The sequence below is a fragment of the Marinifilum sp. JC120 genome, from assembly GCA_004923195.1.
Classification (GTDB): domain Bacteria; phylum Desulfobacterota; class Desulfovibrionia; order Desulfovibrionales; family Desulfovibrionaceae; genus Maridesulfovibrio.
The window spans coordinates 49486-69917 of the sequence record RDSB01000015.1 but is presented as its reverse complement, the minus strand read 5'-3'; the positions used below and the strand labels follow the sequence as shown (position 1 = coordinate 69917).

The 20432-nt window shown below is 46.7% G+C and carries 17 protein-coding genes; 7 read left to right on the top strand and 10 right to left on the bottom strand.

Going from position 1 to position 20432, the window contains the following annotated elements; translation table 11 throughout:
- Window positions 1-87: 87 nt before the first annotated feature.
- The 5 genes from katG to fusA form a co-directional block, all read right to left on the bottom strand.
- Window positions 88-2280 (bottom strand): catalase/peroxidase HPI, encoded by a 2193-nt coding sequence (gene katG, locus D0S45_14670; GenBank protein ID TIH13553.1) that lies wholly within the window; start codon window positions 2278-2280, stop codon window positions 88-90.
- Between the two features lie 179 nt (window positions 2281-2459).
- Complete coding sequence (locus D0S45_14665; GenBank protein TIH13552.1) at window positions 2460-2726, bottom strand: hypothetical protein; 267 nt, start codon at window positions 2724-2726, stop codon at window positions 2460-2462.
- Window positions 2727-2788: 62 nt separating this feature from the next.
- The gene (locus D0S45_14660) at window positions 2789-3757 is read right to left on the bottom strand and encodes a M23 family metallopeptidase (protein TIH13551.1); all 969 of its coding nucleotides are present in this window, start codon (window positions 3755-3757) and stop codon (window positions 2789-2791) included.
- Window positions 3738-4412: a class I SAM-dependent methyltransferase gene (locus tag D0S45_14655; GenBank protein TIH13550.1), complete on the bottom strand. Its 675-nt coding sequence runs from the start codon at window positions 4410-4412 to the stop codon at window positions 3738-3740. Before D0S45_14655 ends, D0S45_14660 begins: the two co-directional genes overlap by 20 nt.
- Before the next feature lie 309 nt (window positions 4413-4721).
- Window positions 4722-6785, bottom strand: a complete 2064-nt coding sequence (fusA, locus tag D0S45_14650) for an elongation factor G (GenBank protein ID TIH13549.1) — start codon at window positions 6783-6785, stop codon at window positions 4722-4724.
- Between the two features lie 202 nt (window positions 6786-6987).
- Between fusA and D0S45_14645 the strand changes: the two genes are divergently transcribed.
- From D0S45_14645 to D0S45_14625, 5 genes are all read left to right on the top strand, one after another.
- On the top strand, window positions 6988-7941 hold the full coding sequence (locus D0S45_14645) for a chromosome partitioning protein ParB (protein ID TIH13548.1): 954 nt from the start codon (window positions 6988-6990) through the stop codon (window positions 7939-7941).
- Window positions 7942-8089: 148 nt separating this feature from the next.
- Window positions 8090-9190 (top strand): radical SAM protein, encoded by a 1101-nt coding sequence (locus D0S45_14640; GenBank protein TIH13547.1) that lies wholly within the window; start codon window positions 8090-8092, stop codon window positions 9188-9190.
- A gap of 254 nt (window positions 9191-9444) precedes the next feature.
- Window positions 9445-9717, top strand: a complete 273-nt coding sequence (locus D0S45_14635; GenBank protein TIH13546.1) for a hypothetical protein — start codon at window positions 9445-9447, stop codon at window positions 9715-9717.
- Between the two features lie 177 nt (window positions 9718-9894).
- The gene (locus D0S45_14630; GenBank protein TIH13545.1) at window positions 9895-10365 is read left to right on the top strand and encodes a hypothetical protein; all 471 of its coding nucleotides are present in this window, start codon (window positions 9895-9897) and stop codon (window positions 10363-10365) included.
- A 141-nt stretch (window positions 10366-10506) separates the two neighbouring features.
- Complete coding sequence (locus D0S45_14625) at window positions 10507-11004, top strand: hypothetical protein (protein ID TIH13544.1); 498 nt, start codon at window positions 10507-10509, stop codon at window positions 11002-11004.
- A 138-nt stretch (window positions 11005-11142) separates the two neighbouring features.
- Here the strand turns inward: D0S45_14625 and D0S45_14620 are convergent, their stop codons facing one another.
- The gene (locus D0S45_14620; protein ID TIH13543.1) at window positions 11143-11949 is read right to left on the bottom strand and encodes a hypothetical protein; all 807 of its coding nucleotides are present in this window, start codon (window positions 11947-11949) and stop codon (window positions 11143-11145) included.
- Window positions 11950-12118: 169 nt separating this feature from the next.
- Here D0S45_14620 and D0S45_14615 point away from each other — a divergent pair, with 169 nt between their 5' ends.
- Complete coding sequence (locus tag D0S45_14615) at window positions 12119-13384, top strand: glycosyltransferase (protein TIH13542.1); 1266 nt, start codon at window positions 12119-12121, stop codon at window positions 13382-13384.
- Between the two features lie 75 nt (window positions 13385-13459).
- Here D0S45_14615 and D0S45_14610 read toward each other — a convergent pair whose 3' ends face one another.
- The 3 genes from D0S45_14610 to D0S45_14600 form a co-directional block, all read right to left on the bottom strand.
- Window positions 13460-13987 carry a hypothetical protein gene (locus D0S45_14610; protein ID TIH13541.1) on the bottom strand — a complete coding sequence of 176 codons (528 nt, stop codon included), beginning with the start codon at window positions 13985-13987 and terminating at the stop codon, window positions 13460-13462.
- Window positions 13988-14122: 135 nt separating this feature from the next.
- Window positions 14123-15292, bottom strand: coding sequence for a methionine adenosyltransferase (locus tag D0S45_14605; GenBank protein TIH13540.1), 1170 nt, complete (start codon window positions 15290-15292; stop codon window positions 14123-14125).
- A 127-nt stretch (window positions 15293-15419) separates the two neighbouring features.
- Window positions 15420-16268: a pantoate--beta-alanine ligase gene (locus tag D0S45_14600; protein ID TIH13539.1), complete on the bottom strand. Its 849-nt coding sequence runs from the start codon at window positions 16266-16268 to the stop codon at window positions 15420-15422.
- 296 nt (window positions 16269-16564) lie between these two features.
- On the opposite strand from D0S45_14600, the gene D0S45_14595 reads away from it, so the two are divergent.
- Window positions 16565-18178, top strand: a complete 1614-nt coding sequence (locus D0S45_14595) for a protease PrsW (protein TIH13538.1) — start codon at window positions 16565-16567, stop codon at window positions 18176-18178.
- Here D0S45_14595 and D0S45_14590 read toward each other — a convergent pair.
- A complete protein-coding gene (locus D0S45_14590) occupies window positions 18175-20223 on the bottom strand; it encodes a chemotaxis protein CheW (protein ID TIH13537.1) in 2049 nt (682 codons plus the stop codon). The two genes, D0S45_14595 and D0S45_14590, sit on opposite strands and share 4 nt — an antisense overlap.
- Between the last annotated feature and the right edge of the window lie 209 nt (window positions 20224-20432).

Here is a 20432-nt window from a genome sequence, read left to right as displayed (position 1 = left end):
AAATAAAGGGTTCTGTTTATTTAAATAACGCACGGCGTTTCAAGCTAGACTGAAATGCCGTGCGTTATTTGTTTTATTTGACTAAAATCATTCAAGATCAAAGCGATCCAGATTCATGACTTTATTCCATGCTGCGATAAAGTCGTTCACGAATTTTGCTTCTGAATCTTCGCAGCCATAAACTTCGGCAATGGCCCGGAGTTGGGAATTGGCACCGAAGATGAGGTCTATGCGGGTAGCGGTCCACTTCAGTTCGCCGTTCTCACGATTACGGCCTTCAAACAGTTCAGCATCTTCGGATACAGGAGTCCAGATCGTGTCCATATCGAGTAGGTTGCTGAAGAAATCGTTGTTCAATGTTTCCGGTTTGTCAGTGAAAACACCGTGTTTTGAGCCGTCAAAGTTAGTGCTCAGGACGCGCATCCCACCGATGAGTACTGTCATTTCCGGTGCGGTCAGGGTCATGAGCTGGGCCTTGTCCACCAGCAGTTCTTCCGGGGTAACGGAGTATTTTATTTTTTGGTAATTGCGGAAGCCGTCCGCCGCAGGTTCGAGTACGGCAAAGGAGTATGGGTCGGTCTGCTCTTGCAAAGCATCGGTGCGGCCCGGAGTGAAGGGCACTGTTACGTCGAATCCTGCATTCTTTGCTCCCTGTTCCACTGCTGCGCAGCCACCCAGCACGATCAAATCAGCAAGGGATACTTTTCTGTTTCCGGACTGACTGTTAAATTCATTTTGAATTTTTTCTAGAGCTTTGAGCAATTCAGGCAGTTGCAGAGGCTGGTTTACATACCAATCTTTTTGTGGAGCAAGTCGGATTCGTGCTCCGTTAGCCCCGCCGCGTTTGTCGGAATCACGGTATGTGGATGCGGAGGCCCATGCGGCACTTACCAGCTTGGAGACGGATAGACCTGATGTCAGAATTTTATCTTTCAAGTTCTTAACATCATTGTCGTCAATCAGGTCGTGATCAACAGCGGGAACCGGGTCTTGCCAGACAAGTTCTTCTTCGGGAACCATTGCCCCCAGATATCGGGAGCGTGGTCCCATATCGCGGTGAGTCAGTTTGAACCATGCCCGGGCAAAGGCGTCAGCAAATTCTTCCGGGTTTTCATGGAATCGTTTAGCGATGGGCGCGTAGATGGGGTCCATGCGCAGAGAAAGGTCGGCGGTAGTCATCATGGGCGCGTGGGTTTTTGCAGGATCGTGGGCATCCGGCACGGCCTTTTGGGCTTCAGGGTCAGAGGGATGCCATTGCCATGCTCCGGCAGGGCTTTTTTCCAAGTTCCATTCATATCCGAAAAGGGTCTCAAAGTAACTGTTGTCCCATTTGATGGGAGTGGGAGTCCAAGCACCTTCAATTCCGCTGGATATGGTATCGCCGCCTTTGCCGCTGCCGAACTTGCTTTTCCAACCGAGCCCCTGCTCTTCAATGGGGGCACCTTCTGGTTCCGGGCCGACATTGGCCGCATCACCCGCGCCATGGCATTTACCGAAGGTATGTCCTCCAGCTACGAGGGCCACTGTTTCTTCATCGTTCATAGCCATGCGCGCAAAGGTGGTGCGGACGTCTTTGCCAGATGCTACGGCGTTGGGTTCGCCGTTGGGACCTTCTGGATTAACGTAAATTAGCCCCATCTGGACGGCGGCAAGCGGATTATCAAGCTTGCGGTCTCCTTTGTAGCGTTCATCTCCAAGCCATGTGTCTTCGTCGCCCCAGTAAATATCTTCTTCCGGTTCCCAGATATCTTCGCGGCCCCCGGCAAATCCAAAGGGTTTTAAGCCCATGGATTCAATGGCGCAGTTTCCGGCAAAGATCATCAGGTCGGCCCATGAAATTTTGCGTCCGTATTTTTTCTTGATGGGCCAGAGTAGCCTGCGGGCTTTATCAAGGTTTACGTTGTCCGGCCAGCTGTTCAGCGGTGCCAGACGTTGGCTGCCTGAACCGGCTCCTCCTCGTCCATCGCCTATGCGGTAAGTCCCGGCACTGTGCCATGCCATGCGAATAAATAAAGGTCCGTAATGACCGTAGTCAGCGGGCCACCAGTCTTGTGAGGTGGTCATCAGCTCGAAAATGTCTTTTTTAAGGGCTTCAAGGTCGAGTTTTTTGAACTCTTCAGCGTAGTTGAATTCCTTTTCCATGGGATCTGATTTTGTTGAATGCTGATGCAGGATGTTCAGGTTAAGCTGATTAGGCCACCATTCTTTATTTGATGTACCGCTTCCCGCAACTTGGCTTGCTGTACGCCCTGTTACCGGACATCTTTTTTCGTCACTCATTTTCTTTCTCCCGTGAATGGTTGAATTAAGAATTACAGCCTTAGTTAACATGTTTTTGCTATTAGTAGGAAGAGGATATGTTGATCGGATCGTGTAGTCAATAGTAATAGTAATATTTATCATTAAACTTGAGCGAAGGCTCTATTTTCTAAAATTCTAACATCAAGTGTAGTAATTTATTAGTAGATTTTGATTTCTTTCCTGCCTTCTTTTTCAATTACAACAACACTGGTTGCCTTTACGGAAAACAAAATCCGGTAATCAGATTTTCCGTCATATGGTCCAAATTCTTTGTCCAGTGCTTCGAGGGCTGTTGCTAGTCCATTTATCTGGCCGGTGTTCCGGCCAAGGTCGAACCATTTTTCTCGTACATGCATGTAAAACGGGATATATCCTATCAGGGTTATTAATACGCCGAGAAGAAAGGCGGCGATTGTTTTTTTCATGATGTTTTCCTGAGTGATAAGGTGGGATAGTAAATGTTTATTAGCGTCAGGATAATTGCAGCTTAGGTATGCCCTAAAGTAAAAAGCGGCTCCGGATCAATCGATAATCCCTGTACGTAAACACTTAAGTGCAGGTGCGCCCCGGTGGCTCGCCCTGTGGCCCCGGATAATCCAATCTTCTGTCCCGGTTTTATAAGGTCTCCTTCTTTAACAAGTACTGTAGACATGTGGATGGAGTTGGAGACAACCCCGTTGCCATGGTCTATGAACACACAATTGCCTGCGTAGTAAAAATTGCCAACCAGAATGACCTTACCTGCGGCAATGGATTTGATTGGGGTGCCGAGATAGGCGCGAAAATCTAGGCCCTTATGGCGTCTTTTGATCTTCCCGTTAAATGTTCTGTAGAGACCGAATCTGCTGAGTTTTTTGCCTTTTACGGGCAGGACGAAAGGTATTTCCCACATGCGCTCAGCGGATACGGTTCTAATGGCCTTGAGAGCTTTTTCCCTTTCAGCCTTGATGCGTTTTAGTTCTTTCTCAGGCGGAGTGATCATTTTGGGGGCTACTGAAAGTTTTTCCCCTTGGTATTTATGTGGCTCGATGTGAATGATTCTATTGAGGTTATGTTTGATTCCTTGGGTGATTGCCTGAATTTCAAGTGGCATATCAGCAGGTTCTGTTCGCAGGCTGGTGCCAAGTAAGACAAGTGCGTGTGATTCGTCATTGTTGGTAGTTATTGTAGGGGTGATTGTCTTGCCATTCCAGTATACTTGCAGTTGATTAAGTTTTTGCGTTGAAGATATTTGGACAAGGAATGGCTGGCCTATTCCTGCGGAGTCCGGTGCGGTTAGAGTTAAGGGGATTACTTCGGCGGATTGGCTTAGTGCTGGGCTGAGCAGAATGAGTATTCCAAATATGGCAGATAGAAACGTGCGTGAATATGCAGACATGTTTGTCCTTGTTGGAAATTTAAAATCGGCTTGGTGAATTAATGCCATACCATATCTTTCATCTGTGCAGTGCTTCATAAAAGTATTCAGGGTGGACTAGGGCCAAGCCGTTTAAGTTTGGTAGGCTGCTGACTTTTTTCAAATTCAGATCTTCAATTCTATCATCTTTTACGAAGAGCATGATGTTCTGACGATACCAACTGGGAATTTTAGGGTCATTCCAAATGAAACCCCGGATGCAATCTATTGCTTTGTATTCAAGGGAATTGAAAATATTTATCCAATAGTTCGGCCACTGTTCATTTACATGTTCCGGGCCGGGTTTTTGGTGGGGGATTGCTGCAGAAAATAAGATGAAGTCGGAGGCGCGGCTTAGGCGTTCAACAAAGAGTCGGGCATATTCTTTCTCAATGTGTTCGGCTACTTCTAAGGATATCGCAAGGTCGTATTTGTCAGTCGTGGAAAAGTTCTTGCTTAGATCGGCATGGATGAATTCATCCTCTTTGATGACAAGCATTTTCTTTTTGAGCCAAAGTCCTTCAAGACCTAATATGTTTTTGGCACCGAGATTCTGGGTAACTTGAAGCCATGTTCCGACTCCACAGCCGAAATCAATCACAGAATCCATTTTGGGAATAATGTCTGAAATCAGCGTGAGAACGTTCACTGCAGCATATAAGGATCTTGTATGGCGGTTTTTATAGAAGCTTTCGCCGTAAAGCTCTTTTGTCATTTCTACTCCGCATGGATGTTTTTTTGGTGCTGGGGGAGTCGTACTTGTTAAGTTGGTGAAAAAGTACACCACAGTGCTATTATAAGTGGTATAGTTCATACGCAGCTATAAATCAAAAATCCACCAAAATTTTGAAAAAATAGAATTTACGGATACAAACTGCTTCGCATTAAAATAACAAGGTAGGCCAAAATGATAGGCAGGAAGGTTCTGGCGTGAATCGACTTTTATCTACTCGTATTTAATTAAAAAAGGCCGGAACTTTCGTTCCGGCCTTATCTGTTTTATTTTTATGGAGTGAATATGTTGTTATTCATCCTTACCTGCATTGAATTCTCCAATAACTTTATCCGCGATGGGCGGTGGGCATTCTTCGTAATGGGAAAGTTCCATGGTGAATGTTCCCTGTCCACCGGTCATGGAGCGCAGATCCGGTGCGTACTTGAGGATTTCGGACATGGGCACGTGGGCCTTAACTTCGGTTACGCCAGCGGTGGAGTCGGAACCGAGCACCTTGCCGCGGCGGGAAGAAAGGTCACCGATAATGTCGCCCATGAATTCATCAGGTACTTCGACCACAACGTTCATCAGCGGCTCAAGCAGGGCAACCCCGGCCTGTTCGCAAGCTTTCTTGAAAGCCATTGATCCGGCAACCTTGAAGGCCATTTCCGAGGAGTCAACGGAATGGTAGGAGCCATCGTAAAGAGTGACCTTGAAGTCAATAATCTGGGAGCCGGAAAGAATTCCTTTCTGTGCAGCTTCCTGTACACCTTTGTCAACTGCGGGAATGTACTGCTTGGGAATTACGCCGCCAACGATTTTATTGACGAATTCGTATCCCTCGCCTTTGGTTTGCGGCTCGAGTTTGATCCAGCAATCGCCGAACTGTCCGCGTCCACCTGACTGCTTCTTAAAACGTCCGTTGACTTCGGCAAAGCCTTTGATAGTTTCGCGATAGGGAACCTTGGGTGCGTTGAGTACGATTTCAGCCTTGTAGCGGCGTCTTGCTTTCTCAACGGAGATTTCGATATGGTTCTGGCCCATACCGGAAAGCAGGATATCAGCGGTCTCTTCATCGCGGGAAAGGCTGAGATTTACGTCCTCGGCTAGCAGCTTCTGAATGGCTTGAAAAACTTTATCTTCGTCACCTTTTTCCGCAGGGGAAAGGGCGAAGGTAATCAGCTGCGGAGCCAACTGCGGCTTTTCAAGGGTGAATTTGTTAGCGTCATCGCAGAGGGTGTCGCCGGTGAAGGTTTCCTTGAGTTTGGCAAGGGTGATGATTGCACCGGGGCCTGCGGGGCTCTTGAGCGGTTTTTGTTCCTTGCCGATCATGAGCTGGATGTTGCCCATTCTTTCTTTGGCGTCGGTGTTTGTGTTGGTCAGAGTCATATCGCCGCTGACGGTTCCGGAGAGAACGCGGCAGACGGTAAGCTGTCCTGCAAAGGGGTCGGCGATGGTTTTGAAGACAAAGCAGGCCACAGGGCCGTCGGCGGAAGATTCGCGAGTTGTGCCTTCTTCACCCTGCCACTCGGCATGATCCAGCGGAGATGGCAGGTAGGCTTGGATCATGTCCAGCAGGAAGGAACCACCCTTGTTTTCCAGCGCGGCACCAACGCAGACCGGGAACAGGCTGCGGTTCATTACACCGGCGGTAAGTCCTTTGGCGATTTCTTCAGGAGTAAGTTCACCTTCTTCAAGATATTTTTCCATGAGATCTTCATCGCTTTCCGCGATGTTTTCGATCATGGTTTCGCGCAGAATTTCAATTTCATCTGCGATATCGGCGGGAATATCACCTTTGGAGACCTTTCCGTCCTCTTCGAAAAGATAGGCCTGACCAGAGAGCATATCCACTACGCCCTTAAAATTTTCCTTGATTCCGATGGGATAATGCAGCAGTACGGGGCTGATGCCGAGAGCAGAGTTTAGGCTGTCGAAGGCAGAATCGAAGTCTGCACGGTCTCGGTCCATCTTATTGATGTAGATAACTGTGGGGAGGTTTGCGTTTTCAACTGCTGCCCATGCTTTGCGGGAAAGGGGCTTGACTCCGTCCACGGCGTCAATGGTAAAGACAACGCCGTCGGACGCGGCTAGAGAGTAGGGGCGGTCTCCGCAGAAGTTTGCATCACCCGGAGTGTCGATAAGATAGTGGTCGTTTTTGTTCCACTTGTACCCGGCGAAACCGGACTGGATGGAACCGCGGCGTTTAATTTCTTCAGGCTCGGTATCAAGGGCGGTGGTGCCTTCCTCAATTTTACCGAGTCTGTCAATGACGCCAGCATTAAAAAGAATCATCTCGGCGGTAGAGGTTTTGCCACAACCGCCGTGGCCCACAAGTGCAAAAGTCCTTTGGTTTTGTAAAGCTTCAGACATTCAACAACTCCGTTTCTCTGAATGTTCACAGCCGGGACCGATGACCCGGCATGTACAGGTCTAAAGGTGCAACTTATAATTCTTCCTAATGATCCCTATAGGTACAGCCGCCCTAACATGTCAAGCGTAGATAAATTATTAAATTGCGTGCATAAACAATAATTGAGCACGATCTTATTCCGTTTTTCGGAGGTTAAATAAATTGAGTAATCCTAGTATTTGCAGTCTTTCCCCAGCTGATATCGATTGTTCCGGTCCATGGCTACTGCACCCCGAATCCTCGGTGGAAAAGCTCATTCCATCGCTTAAAAAGCACGGACAGCTTGTTCCGGTGTTGGCAGTGGATGAATCCGGGAAAACGTTGCTTATTGCAGGCAGGGCAAGGGTTTCCGCCGCTTCAAGGCTCGGAGTGGAAGTTTTGGTCCGTTATATTGATGCAGCCGATGATATCTCAAAAGCGGTGTTACATCTTGAAGAAAACAGCGCGCGTTTGACAGACGAATCTGTTAAGTTGGCTGTTATGCGTTTTTTTACTACCCGGATGGATGCTGCTGAAATTGCAAAAAACGTGGCTCCTCTGCTCTCCATCAAGCCCAAATCCCGGGACATGAAATTCTGGCTGGATTGGATGGAACTCGAGCCGGAATATGATGAACTGCTCAAGCTCGGGCACATTCCCCTTGCAGCTGTTTCTGTGCTTTCAAAGCTTGATGAGTCCGACCGTGCCGCGCTGGTCCTTTTTTTTGAAAAGCTGAGCTGGTCCCGCTCTAATGCGGTGAATTTTCTGACTTGGTTGTACGAGACTTCTCGTCGCGAGAACAAGTCTATTACTGAACTTATTTCTATGCCCGCATTTGAGTCAGCAGGTGAGAGTGAATCACCTAAAGATGCGGTGTCCCGTTTCTGCAAGGCAGCAAAAGAGTTGCGTTATCCCCGGCTGAGTGAGTTGGAGAAGGCCCACAACAAGATTGTTTCCGAAGTTTGTGCCGGGACCAAATGGCGCGTTGAGCCTATGGGTAATTTCGAGACCGGGGAAGTCATGATCCAGACCCGTTTCAAGAATCGCGAGATGATGGAAAAGGCTATGGCTGATCTGGAATCAATTGCCAAATTCAACGGCTGGGAAGATCTTTTCGAACTGGGCCGGGATAAGTAAGATCTGATGCGCTTCGCGCTTTTTATTGAAAATATTTCGCCCCCGGCGGCTTAAACCCTTTGGAAAGGGTTTAAGAATCCCAAACTTTTTTATTAGGGCTTCGCCGTTGTGTTTTGATAATCCGTGCATATAATATTGGATTCAGAAAATGAGTAATGAATTTGTACTTCCCGACCATCTCAAGGGAATTGAAAAAATATATATTGATCGCAGTATGCAGCAGGTCCCGCTTACTGAGCGTGTGCTTTCGCGTATGCCTGAACTTCCCGTGGAGATCGTGGACCCGGATAATTTTCCTCACGGTGAACTGGGCGGCAAGCAGTCCTTGTATCTGAAAGAGTACAAGGGCAAATTTCTGCGCTTCTGTCCCGGAACCCGTTACTATCACTGTTGTGGCTATCGGATTATTCACATTGGTGAGGGCTGTCCCATGGCCTGCTCTTACTGTATTTTGCAGGCTTACTTTCAGGACAATGTGCTTAAAGTATGGGCTAATCAGAATGATCTTTTTGATGAGCTGGGCAAGGCTTTTTCTGCTGATCTTTCTACCCGTTACCGTATAGGAACAGGTGAATTTACCGATTCTCTCGCCCTTGAAGCGGTTACCGGATACAGTCGTGATTTGATTGAATTTCTTGGTGACTATCCGAATGTTTCTCTGGAGCTTAAGTCCAAGATTATCGACCTTTCATGGATGGATGTAGTCAAACGTACCGACCGTCTGCTTCCGGCATGGTCCCTCAATGCTCCGTTCGTCAATGAGCATGAGGAGTTTGGGGTTTCTACACTTAAAGAACGCCTTGAAGCTGCCCGCACCTGTGCTGAGGCTGGATTCCGGGTCTGTTTGCATTTCGATCCCATCATCCGCTTTGACGGCTGGCGCGAAGGATACGCTGAAATCATCGACATGATTTTTGATTATGTTAAGCCGGAGCAGATCGCTTATTTCAGCCTTGGCTCATTCAGGCATATGCCAAATCTCAAGTCGATCATCGAGCAGAATTTCCCGGATACAACCTACATCTATGATGAGTTCATCACCGGGAATGATAACAAAATGCGTCTGCTGCGGCCCTTACGACTGCGTCAATTCAAGTTCATCGTCGACCGTCTGCGCAAGCACGGCATGGACAAGCAACTCTATTTCTGTATGGAATCCACCGAAAACTGGCAGGATGTGTTCGGCTACACACCGAAGGATTTAGGCGGACTTGGTAAGCATCTTATGAAGCAGGCTTTTAACGATTAGAAGCGTTTCGCATAGTTCATATCTGTAATTCAAAGCCCCGCAGCATTCGTTATGTTGCGGGGCTTTGTTTTGCACAAAATCGGAAGGTATACTGCACATGGTTGTCTAAGTCGTGCAAGTTTTGATGTCTACTTGTGCAATGGCCTGCACTGTTATGTGTAGCTGTTTTTGTAACGGTCATGTTTTTCAGCTTAAATTTCATGGCACGGGATATGCTTTGATTTAAGGAAAACCCAAAGAAATGAGGTGAGGACATGGAATTTATTAGTGCATTAAGCAGTTGGTGTGGCGGTCCTGGATTTGGACATGGTGCCGGGTATGGGATGAGTAGTTGGATGCCTTTCCATTTTGGTGGAATTTTGCAGCTTATAGTGATCGGACTTATCATATATTTTACCGTGCGCATGTTTCGCAAAGCGGATACCGGACCCAGTGCACCTTCAGCACAGGATGTCTTAAAGAGGCGTTACGCATCAGGCGAGATAGACGAGGAAACCTATAGGCGTATGAAGGATGAATTGAAATAAGGTATGATATCCAGATAGTTGAGAAGGTGCCAGATGCAAGGCGTAATAAATATACTTTAGGCATGTGTGAGTTTCTGTATTTTTTGCAGGAACGCAGCAGATGGTGCTTTCTCGACTGTCTGGTTTGATATGCAATTAAACTTGGTGTAATGACTCAATTAAAGGGGGATTACACCAATGTCCTTACAAGATTATAAAGTTCGAATTGACCGCCTTCAGGAAGGGCTGGGCAAGGCCTTTGTAGAAAATCCGTTTATCCTGAACATTCCGGGCAAATCCATCGCGCTCAAGGTGGACCCCTATTATTACGTGGCTTTTGAGCCTGCTTTTTCCGAAAATCTAAGCCGTTTTGGGGTTATGCTGCCCAAGAATGTGCGCGACACCCTCGTGCGCACCGGGAATCTGGTCACCGATCAGGAGACCCGCAATCCGATTATAAAAATCCGTATGAAGTGGAATGATCGCTCCTACTCCATGAATGTCTGCTTCGTAGAATCCGGCTTCATTGACCAGGCCCTGAAAATATACGGCGGGGTTAAAGAAGAAGTCGGGCTATCCGAAATCCGCATCCTTGAGTCTGAACGTGAAAGATTGGAAGAGTTTTTTGGCGAGCGTACTCTTTTGAAGAGTGTGGCGTTTGTGGAGTAAATATTAATTGTAAGTCCTTGAAGAATAAGGAAGCTCATTTTTTCGGGCTTCCTTTTTTCGGGTTGTAGTTTGATTATTTTTTATATACCTATGTCTTTGTTTTTGCTTGTATAATTTGTGTTTAAAGTTTAAGGAGTTGTAATGAGACGTTTCTTTAGTGCTTTGCTATCTTTGATAATTGTTTTGACGATGTGCGGTGGAGTATTTGCACAGGATTTCAATGCTCAGGGAAGTATTATCGTTCCTAATTTTATGTACCAGTTCAAAAGTACCAGCAGCTGGGTGCTGCCTGATGTTGTGTTGACAAATATTACTAATGAGACAGTTACTTGTCAGCTAAGGGTATATGGTTCTCATGGAGAAGATATAACCGCTAGAGGAAGTTTTTGTGCTGGTGGCGGCAGTTCTTGGGTGCAAGTTTCTAATGGTGGAGATGTGGAGATTCCTGCACACTCGACTCGTTTGTATAGAATGGGATACGGTAATAGTCAGTTACGTACTGTAGGTTATGTTGAAATTAAGTGGGCTTCGACTGATATTAAGGCCAATGTTGCGTTGGTCGGTGGTGTAAATTTACGCGCTAGGGAAACATATCTTCATAATACAAGCTTCCTGATCAATCAGGGGAATCCGTTCTAGTTATTATTGATTTCGTGAAGTAAGTATATTGTGAGATCAAATAACATAATCCCGCCCGAGCAAAACGCTCCGACGGGATTTCCAGTAATTATCTTTGCTGATCTACTGAGGTAAAACGGCTTAGTTTAAGCCATTTCATCACATACCAATAGCAACAGCCGCGATATCATCGTGAGTTTTGAACCGGGGGTAGGTGCAGCAATTGAGGTCGGTGGCTTCAATGCTGCGAATGCGGTCGCGGAGTCCTTGGAGGCCGGACTTACGGAACAAGTCGACTTGTTTGCTGTAATCCCGTTCTTCGCAAGGGTTCTCATTGGGCATTAGCAGGCCGTCTGTAAATAAAAGGATGTTACGGACTCCCGTGAGATTGTGTGTCCCGGTGTTGAGAAAATTTATTGCTTCAGGTTCTCCGTTGAATACTCCGTAATCAAGATTCATGCGGCAGCGGACTTTAGCTATCTGTTCATGCAGGGCGACCCCAATTGCTGCTTCTGTGGAAGGTCCCACTTCTTTCCATATGCTCAGGGTTTCCTTATCCTGATCCGGGCATTTGCAGAGGAATTCGAAATCGCCGCTATCGTAAATACACACTATTCTGCAATCACCTATCTGAGCCCATTCCAGCATGTTATCCTGAATGCGCACCACTGCCGCGCCGGTACTCCATAGATTTCTTTTGCTGGACATGTTTACGTTACGTTCAGCCATGCCCTTGCGGATTTCCCGATTGGCGCGTTCTGCCAGTTGCTGCATGGTTCCGCCGTTTTTTCTAAATTCTTCCCCAGCAAGGTTCGAAGCCAGAAAACCGCCTGTGTAGCCGTGTTCATATGTTTCATGGGTCAGGCTGGTTGCTCCGTCAAAAACGCCGAAGATATTATCCTCCATCAGGAGGTAATCTTCGTTCAGGACTCCGGTTCCGTGTTCTATGAGTGATTCAACCTGCATTGTGTTCATCTTGTTTAATACGTATCAGAAAATTTAAAACCATATCAAATAGGTATATTTTATTCTTCAGCTAGGTTTCCATTGTTAATCTTGATGGGTTCTGGGCTTTCAAATCATGCGTAAACTCTGATCTGTTGACCGGGCAGTAAATCCTGCCTATGTCTTGGCTATGAGAATTATTCACCTTTTGAGCCAGATTCCCGATGCTACCGGGAGTGGCAAATATGTACAGGAAATGATCCGGCAGAGTCTTAATTGCGGTTTTACTCCTTATCTTGTTTGCGGAGTCCCCGCTTCGTTTGATCTGAAAGATACGCCGCTTGCCGGGATAATTGCGCCCGAGCATTGTTTTTTTGTACGTTTTGAAGATCGGGATCTTGAATTTAAAGTAGTGGGGATGAGTGATGTCATGCCTTATCCCAGCACGGTCTGCTCTCATCTGGATGCAGAGGATGTCTCGGCTTACCTTGCGGCTTTTGAGAGGGTGGTCGGGCAGGCTGTTGAACGGTTTTCCCCGGACTTGATCCATTCCAATCATCTTTGGATGGCTACTGCCGCAGCCAGAAGGGCGGCCCCCCATATTCCGCTGGTCGCTACGTGTCACGGTACATGTTTACGGCAGCATAATTTGTGCCCGGAGTTGGGTCGGTCGCTGCTGGATGATCTGTCGGGAATTGACAGAGTAATTGCCCTGTTCGGACGGCAGAAGCAGGAAATTTCAACCCTGCTGGACTTGCCCGAAGAGCGAGTGGCGACAATCAGTGGCGGGTTTAATAGCGAATGTTTTTATGCAGATTTTTGCAAGCCTGATCAGGACACAGTGCATATCCTGTATGCGGGTAAACTCAATCGGGCCAAGGGCGTTCCTTGGATGCTCCGGTGTCTGGCGGGACTTGATATAAATAATTTTCATCTGCATCTGGTGGGCGGGGGCAGTGGGCCGGAAATGCAGGAATGTCTGGAACTGGCCTCTGAACTTGATGATCGGGTCACAGTACATGGTATCCTTTCGCATCAGGAACTGGGAGATTTGATGCGACGTGCGCATATCTTTGTACTGCCTTCGTTTTTCGAGGGACTTCCTCTTGTTTTGCTGGAAGCGTTGGCTTGCGGTTGTATGATCGTAGCCACTGATTTGCCCGGTGTAAATGAATTGCTTTCCAGTTACCCTGCCGATGTTGTGCGCACCGTTCATCTGCTTCCATTGCAGACTATAGATACTCCCCGGTCTGAAGATGAGCCTGAACTGGACAAACGGTTAACAGTGGTGCTTAGGGATGCTATTTGTGACATACAATCCGGCGTTAGACCGAATTCTGAGGACATTGAACAGCTGACTGCTGCTTATGCTTGGGGCAATATTTTTGAACGAATAATGTCGGTGTATGCGGAGGCAATTGAGTCACGTGCGGATGAAGCCGTCAGGGGAAAATAATTTTAGGAAATCCATGAAAAATCCCGCCAGAGCAAGTGCTCCGGCGGGATTTCTAAATTTTATATACCTGAAATTCTATTGCGGACGGGTCTGGCTCTTAGGACAGGTGTCTTCCAGATAACAGACTTCACATCCGCCGGAGTACGGGAAGGGGGTGAATACCGCGTACTGGCGGTTTACGGTACCTTCCTGATTCCAAGTCAGGTTGAGGGATTCGAAAGCTTTGAGAACCTCTTCACCCGGCTTGGGCAGCGGAGCACACTTGCCTTCTTCCAACTCAGGAATCAAGGACTGGGCAGCGGACATTACCATGGTGATGGCGAGGTTGTGATGCGCAAGACCCTCAGTGGGGGTTTCCTGCCAGATCTCTTCAACTGCATCTTCTACTTCCTTTTCAAGGAAGAGCAGCAGGAAGTCGGTTCCCTTGCCGCCTTCAGGCTGTTTCAAGGTGTAAGCCTTAAGATGGGGCAGCCATTCGTTCCAGTATTTTTCGAGGCTTTCCATAAGGGAATGCTCGATGCGGGTGGAACCGTTCAGTTCCGCAAAATAAAAAATATTGAAATCCGGGGTCGGTTTTGCTTCGACAATTTTAAAAGCACTCATATTCTATATCTCCTGACTTGCGTTCTGGTTGGTGAACAGTTTCTTTACCCGCTAAAACGTTTTGTCTCAAGTGTAAAAAAGTCCCCGGAAGTCGAAACTTCCGGGGACTTTCAAGTCTGTGTGATTCAGGACTGCTTAGATTTTGCAGGCAGTTCTGAGATCGTCTACAGCGTCGGTCTTTTCCCAAGTGAAGTTGGGGTTGTTGCGACCGAAGTGACCGTAACAAGCGGAAGGCTTGTAGATGGGACGACGAAGGTCGAGACGCTCGGAGATGTACCAGGGGCGCAGGTCGAATACTTCCTTGACCGCTGCGGTCAGGGTTTCATCGGATACTTCGCCGGTACCGTGGGAGGTAGCCAGAACGGATACGGGCTCTGCAACACCGATTGCGTATGCAACCTGAACTTCTGCGCGTTCGGCAAGACCGGCAGCTACGATGTTCTTGGCGATGTAACGGGCCATGTATGCGCCGGAGCGGTCAACTTTGGACGGGTCCTTACCGGAGAAAGCACCACCGCCGTGGTTACCCATACCGCCGTAGGTATCGTTGATGATCTTACGACCAGTCAGGCCGCAGTCACCCATGGGGCCGCCGATTACGAAACGACCAGTGGTGTTGATGTAGATTTTGGTAGCATCGTCAATCATTTCTTTAGGCAGGGTAGCCAGAACAACTTCACGTTTGATGTCTTCGTAAATCTGTTCCTGCTCAATGCCGTCATCGTGCTGGGCAGCGATAACAACGTCGGCGATGCGGATGGGCTTACCATCGAGGTATTCGAAAGCAACTTCGGTTTTTCCGTCAGGACGGAGGTAATCGAGAGTCGCATTTTTACGAACTTCAGTCAGTTTGCGGGACAGCTGGTGTGCATAGTGAATGGGAGCAGGCATGAGGGTTTCAGTTTCTTTGCATGCGAAACCGAACATCATACCCTGGTCGCCAGCACCCTGACTTTCAGGGGTATTGCGGTCAACACCCTGTGCGATGTCTACAGACTGTTTGTCGATGGAAGAAATAACAGCACAAGTATCAGCGTCAAAACCCATATCGGAATGTACGTAGCCGATTTCGCGGATGGTGTCGCGAACGATTGCCTGAAAGTCTGCATAACCGGTGGTGGAGATTTCACCAGCGATGAATGCCATACCGGTAGTTACCAGTGTTTCACATGCTACACGGGCATCTTTATCTTGGGTAAGAATGGCGTCAAGAATGGCGTCAGAAATCTGGTCAGCCACTTTGTCGGGGTGACCTTCAGTTACTGATTCAGAGGTAAAAAAGTACTTGCCTTTGCTGCTGATCATTTAAAAGTTCCTCCTAGAATTAATTGGCGGGGTAAGTGTTATTCCGAAACCATTTTTCGGTAACTCCCCGAAATGTATAGCTGTAAATCGCTATATAAATAAATTTGCATATAAGAATAAAAGCACCTTACACTTTTATGAGTAAATTGTCTATCAATCTTGCCTTACCAACTTGCACTGCCACCGCACAAAGTGCAGATTCGTCTACTTTTTTAAGAATATTGATGTTATCCGGGTGTACAATTTCGATATAGTCAATCTGGCCGGATGGAATTGTTTTAGTATAGAATTCAGTAAGGTCCGATTTTAATTTTGCCACATCTGATTCTCCGGCTGCAACCCAGTCCCTCATTTTTTGCAATCCTTTTTGGATGTTGGGGGCCGTAAGCTTTTCTTCATCAGTCAGGTATACGTTGCGGGAACTCAGGGCCAACCCGGATTCCTCACGCACGATTTCATGGCCTTGTACATCCACGGGGATATTCAGGTCGCGGACCATTCTTTTAATGATTGCCAGTTGCTGCCAATCTTTTTGTCCGAACACTGCCACGTGAGGCTGGGCGGCCATGAAAAGCTTGGTAACCACAGTGGCTACGCCCCGGAAATGGGCCGGACGTGATTGGCCGCACAGGTTTGTTGCCAGATTAGGCACCTCCACCCAAGTTGAGTGGTCGTCAAAATACATGTCATCGCGCACTGGGGTAAAAAGTATATCCACGCCGCGTTCTTCGGCAAGCTTGGAGTCTCGTTCCAGATCATGGGGATAGGCATCGAGGTCTTCGTTCTCCCCGAACTGGGTGGGGTTCACGAATAAGCTGACGATGAGCACATCGCATTGCTTGCGGGCGGCGTCCATGAGGCTGAGATGCCCTTCATGAAAGTAGCCCATGGTCGGCACGAGGCCTATTTTTTTACCTTCAGCACGAAGCATAAGGCAAAGATTCTGAAGTTCTTGTGGATTGCTGATTGTTTCCATTTTTATAAACCCTGATAATTGGTTTTGATGGCCTGAGACCATCATTACTATATGGAAGGCGGGGAAGTCCATTTACGCTGATCAGTATTCGCTGTCTATAGCATGGTGGGGAAATTGTTGTCGACTGGGGGAGTGGATTGAGTTCTGAAATTATGAATAGATGCTTGCTAAAGCAATTGTTTAGTTGTAAGTCTATTCTTCATAGATTAGCTGATTTTAGATATGGTAAATGTTGTTTTTAGAAGTGATTATGAGGGTGTTTGCTCGTCTTCATAAATTTAAAGGTAGTAAAAGCGATGTCCCAACAACTTCTCTTGATTTTGTCTTTTGTTTCCGGTTTTTCCTACATTCATTTCCTGCAATCATATGACGTTCATGAGAAAGAGCCTTTCGGCAGAATGGCCTTGATTACTATTGTGGGCGGAGTCATTTCTTTTTGTCTTGCGGTTTTTTTATACATTTTTTTGGAATCGTTTGGGATAAATGAGATCGAAAGCGGATTTGGCGCGCTGGCGGTGATTGGTCCTGTGGAGGAATTTTCAAAACTTGTGGCAATGCTGCTGTGTTTGATTTTTATTCGTAAGAGAATGAACGAACCCACAGATGGTATGATTTATATGGCCTGTGTTGCGCTAGGTTTTTCATTGATCGAAAACTATTTTTATATTGCCGAAAGCAATCAGCCATATGTCACAATGGGCATAAGATTGCTGCTTTCAACTCCCATGCATATCAGTTTCAGTTTGTTTATGGGGATGGCTGTTTATTCGCTCATCAAAAACAGGCAAGGCTGGGGATTGCTGGCTATTGCCTTTTTATACGCAGTGTTGACTCATGGGCTCTATGACTTGATTATTTTTGAAGATTTAAGTTCTGTTGTGTTCTTCTTCCTGATTTATATGAGTCATGCATGGTCGTTTTCACTTGCAGGTTATTGTGCTGCTGTTTCCCCACACAGGATTACTTTTAAAGATTTTGTTGAGGGATATGAGAACCCTGTTGAAGAGGAGGGGTTGGAGTGCGTGAATTGCGGTGATAAAAGCAATAAACTTACCTATGTAGCAGATGGTATTCGTGTGCAGAAATGTCCTTCTTGTGAGTTTTATCTTACCGGAAAGAAGTCTCTTTTTAATATTTTTCGCAGATTCGGCTCAACTTTCCGAAAACTCCATAAGTATTACTGGCCTGCGGAAAACAGCAAGGCTGCTTTTTCAGTTCTTTATGATGCCAACTATGTTTCTGATGAAAAAAAAATTGCTTATTTCGATCTTGAAAAGCTGAATGATGTATTGGAGAAATTTACATTTGATAGAATTGAAGCTGCCCCAAGAATTGTCAGAGCTGCATTAAGACCGCCGGAATTTTCTTTTCATGCAATGGAGAAATCCGTTGCCAGAAGATGGAAGGATGTACAGGATTTCAATGTTTTTCCTCACGGGGACAGCGAGGCCTTTGGTTTTGATGTTGATGAAGTAGATGAAAGGCTCGATACTGATAAGTTCGATGACCGGATTATGCTCGGTGATACTCCGTTCAGCGATGAACCGCTAAAACGTGAACCACAGCCTCGGGAGAAACTTAGCTGGAAAGATTCGTTCTTCCGCTTTCTGATTTATCCCCTTGAAGGAGGCAATACGCCAAAAGTCGTCCATTCCCCGAAAGAGCGGGGGCCGCTGATCTGCTGGGGTGGGTTGTTCATGCCCGAATTCTGGTTTCTGTGGAACGAGATATGGGGTGCCTCATTTCTTGTCTGGTTAGCGGAGGTTCTCATTATCTACTCTGCTACCCGATGGCTGGGGTTTATGGATTCATTGCAGGTGGCACTTATTACCGTCAGGTTTGCCGGGGCATTGTTGGGTCATCATATTTATTATTACCGTAACGGGCGGTGGTGCGGACGTTCGTCTTAAATCAGCACCCGCACCACACAAAGCACATCGTTTTTATAACTGCCGTCCCGCTTGTATTCACGATACCCGGCGGAATGGGCGCAGCCTATTGCGTAGAGTGATCCGTTTTCTTCTACCAGTTTTACGGTGGATTCTCCTTCGTCAAGCTGGGTGAAATCGAGATCGAGATTTATGGTTTCTCCTGTTTTGCGTTTTGGGTTGGTGGAAGAAATAAGTTTGCCGCTTGGTTCTACGAACATACCTTCTGCGCCATTAATAATTCTTCCCTGTCCGTCTTGGGGTAGTACGTCGCTTAGCATGGCCTCAAATTCCGGTTCCGAATCAAAAACAATGCCGATGCCGCCCAGTACGTGGGATGAATCCTCGTGTGCGGTGATGGATGCATTATATATGTACGTGTATCGGTTCTGTCCGTCCGTGGCGTAAAGATCCGTCTTGAAGAAGTCAGAAACGCAGTAGAGCTGCGTTTCTGTAATTCTGATCGTTTGGCCCACATATCCGGTGTTCAGTATCCGGTCTTCCTTGTCGTACTCACCGGGATTGGAGCAGGCTAATATTTTTCCTGATCTGTCGTAGATGAACAGATTGGTGTAGACCGTGTAAAGGCTGTTGATATAACCAAGAATTTTCCGCATCTGGTCACGGTCTTCTTCGTCGATACTCTGCTTTTCGAGAATACTTTTGAAGTCAGACGTCAGTGCCCACCAGCGGCAGTCATTGGCCCGTTCGTAGAGGTTGCGGTCCATTATATCGATGGCGAGTTGAGCAAGAAACTGGGTGTCATGAAGTCTTGATGCAGTTACAAGCTGAAGGAGTTCATCGGTGGAATGCTGAAAAACGCTCTGGACCTGATCTCCAATTTTTTTTATTTCATTGAGGATGTGGGGCAAAGCTCTACCTTCCATTTGCTCAACCGGACTGGGGGAAATGCATTTTTTTGCAGCCATTATTTCGCCGTTCTGAACCACCAGCTCAAGGTCTGAAAGCACATTTTCTGATGACTCTTCTACATGGGTCAGTCGTCCTGAGAAGTGTGCTTTAGTTCGAATGGCTGCTGCATCAAATGAATTATCACTGTCGTCGCTGAAGGCTGTGTCCAGCTTCTTTAAAACATGACCATACCATGTCAAACCGAAAAAGCCCTGATATCCTTTGGTCTTGACTGTTTTGGAAAGGTATGGGGTTCCATTAATATTGATGATCTGAAAGTCATTTTCCAAATTCATGTTGAGCTTTCTGCCTGTCGGCACAGAGTCAATGTCGCTGGAAGTAATTGCACGGCCCTGTTTATCCAGCACAATGAGGATTGTGTCTTTAGAAAATGTACTCAGGTGGTTGAAAATTCCATCCATTTCACCTGCAAAATCAAATATCAGGCATAGGACGCCAAGGTTTGCTCCTGTTTCCGGGGATTTGATGGTCTGAGAATATATAAGGACATCGCCTGCGTCCGGGGCCAAGTCACTGGCCCTGTAAGTTTCGACATAATCTTTGGCTTCAAAGGTTTCATAAATGAGCGGATCTTTCGAAGTTGTGATGTTGTTTTTCTGATCAAGATGAGCGCAGACCCGGCCTTTTGTATCCAGAATGATAATCTCGTTGTAAACTGTGTATTTGTCCCTGTACTCGCGAAGTCTGTCTTCAATTCGGGAGACATCATGGTGCGTCTTTTCAGGGTTGGATAAAAAGCGGACAAGGTCATCGTCGGTGGCGAGGAAGCCTACATCAGCAGTTCTTTCGAAGAGGTTTCGTTTAAGAATATCGATGACGACCTGTGCGACCGCAGAAATTTCCTGCACTACTTTATGAGTGTTTTCCTTGATCAGGATTTCAATCAGGTTCTGTTTGAGACCGGAAAAGTTCTCTTGAGTTTTGATAATAAAATCAATGAGTGTCTGCGCAATCCGGCTGCAATTGATTTTTCCGGTCATGGTAGCCATTGTCCACTGTCTGTCCAGCCGGGTCAGTCTTGACATACAACTGGAAGTAGCAGGCATTGCCTGTAATAGCTGTTTTGAGTGTTTTTCGATCAGAGTAGGGTTCATTGAAATCTCGCTTGTGAGTCTTGTTTTGAAAAATAAATTTCAAAATTGTATAAAATTGTTCTGCAGAATTGTATTTTGTGATTGATATTTGCAATTAGTGTGCAAATGAGAGCATGTCGCACCTTTGTAAAGTTCAAAAATGTATTTAATGATTGCGTGAGTAGTAAGAGTAAGAAAAATTTGAGGCTGGATAAATGGAAAAAAGTGGA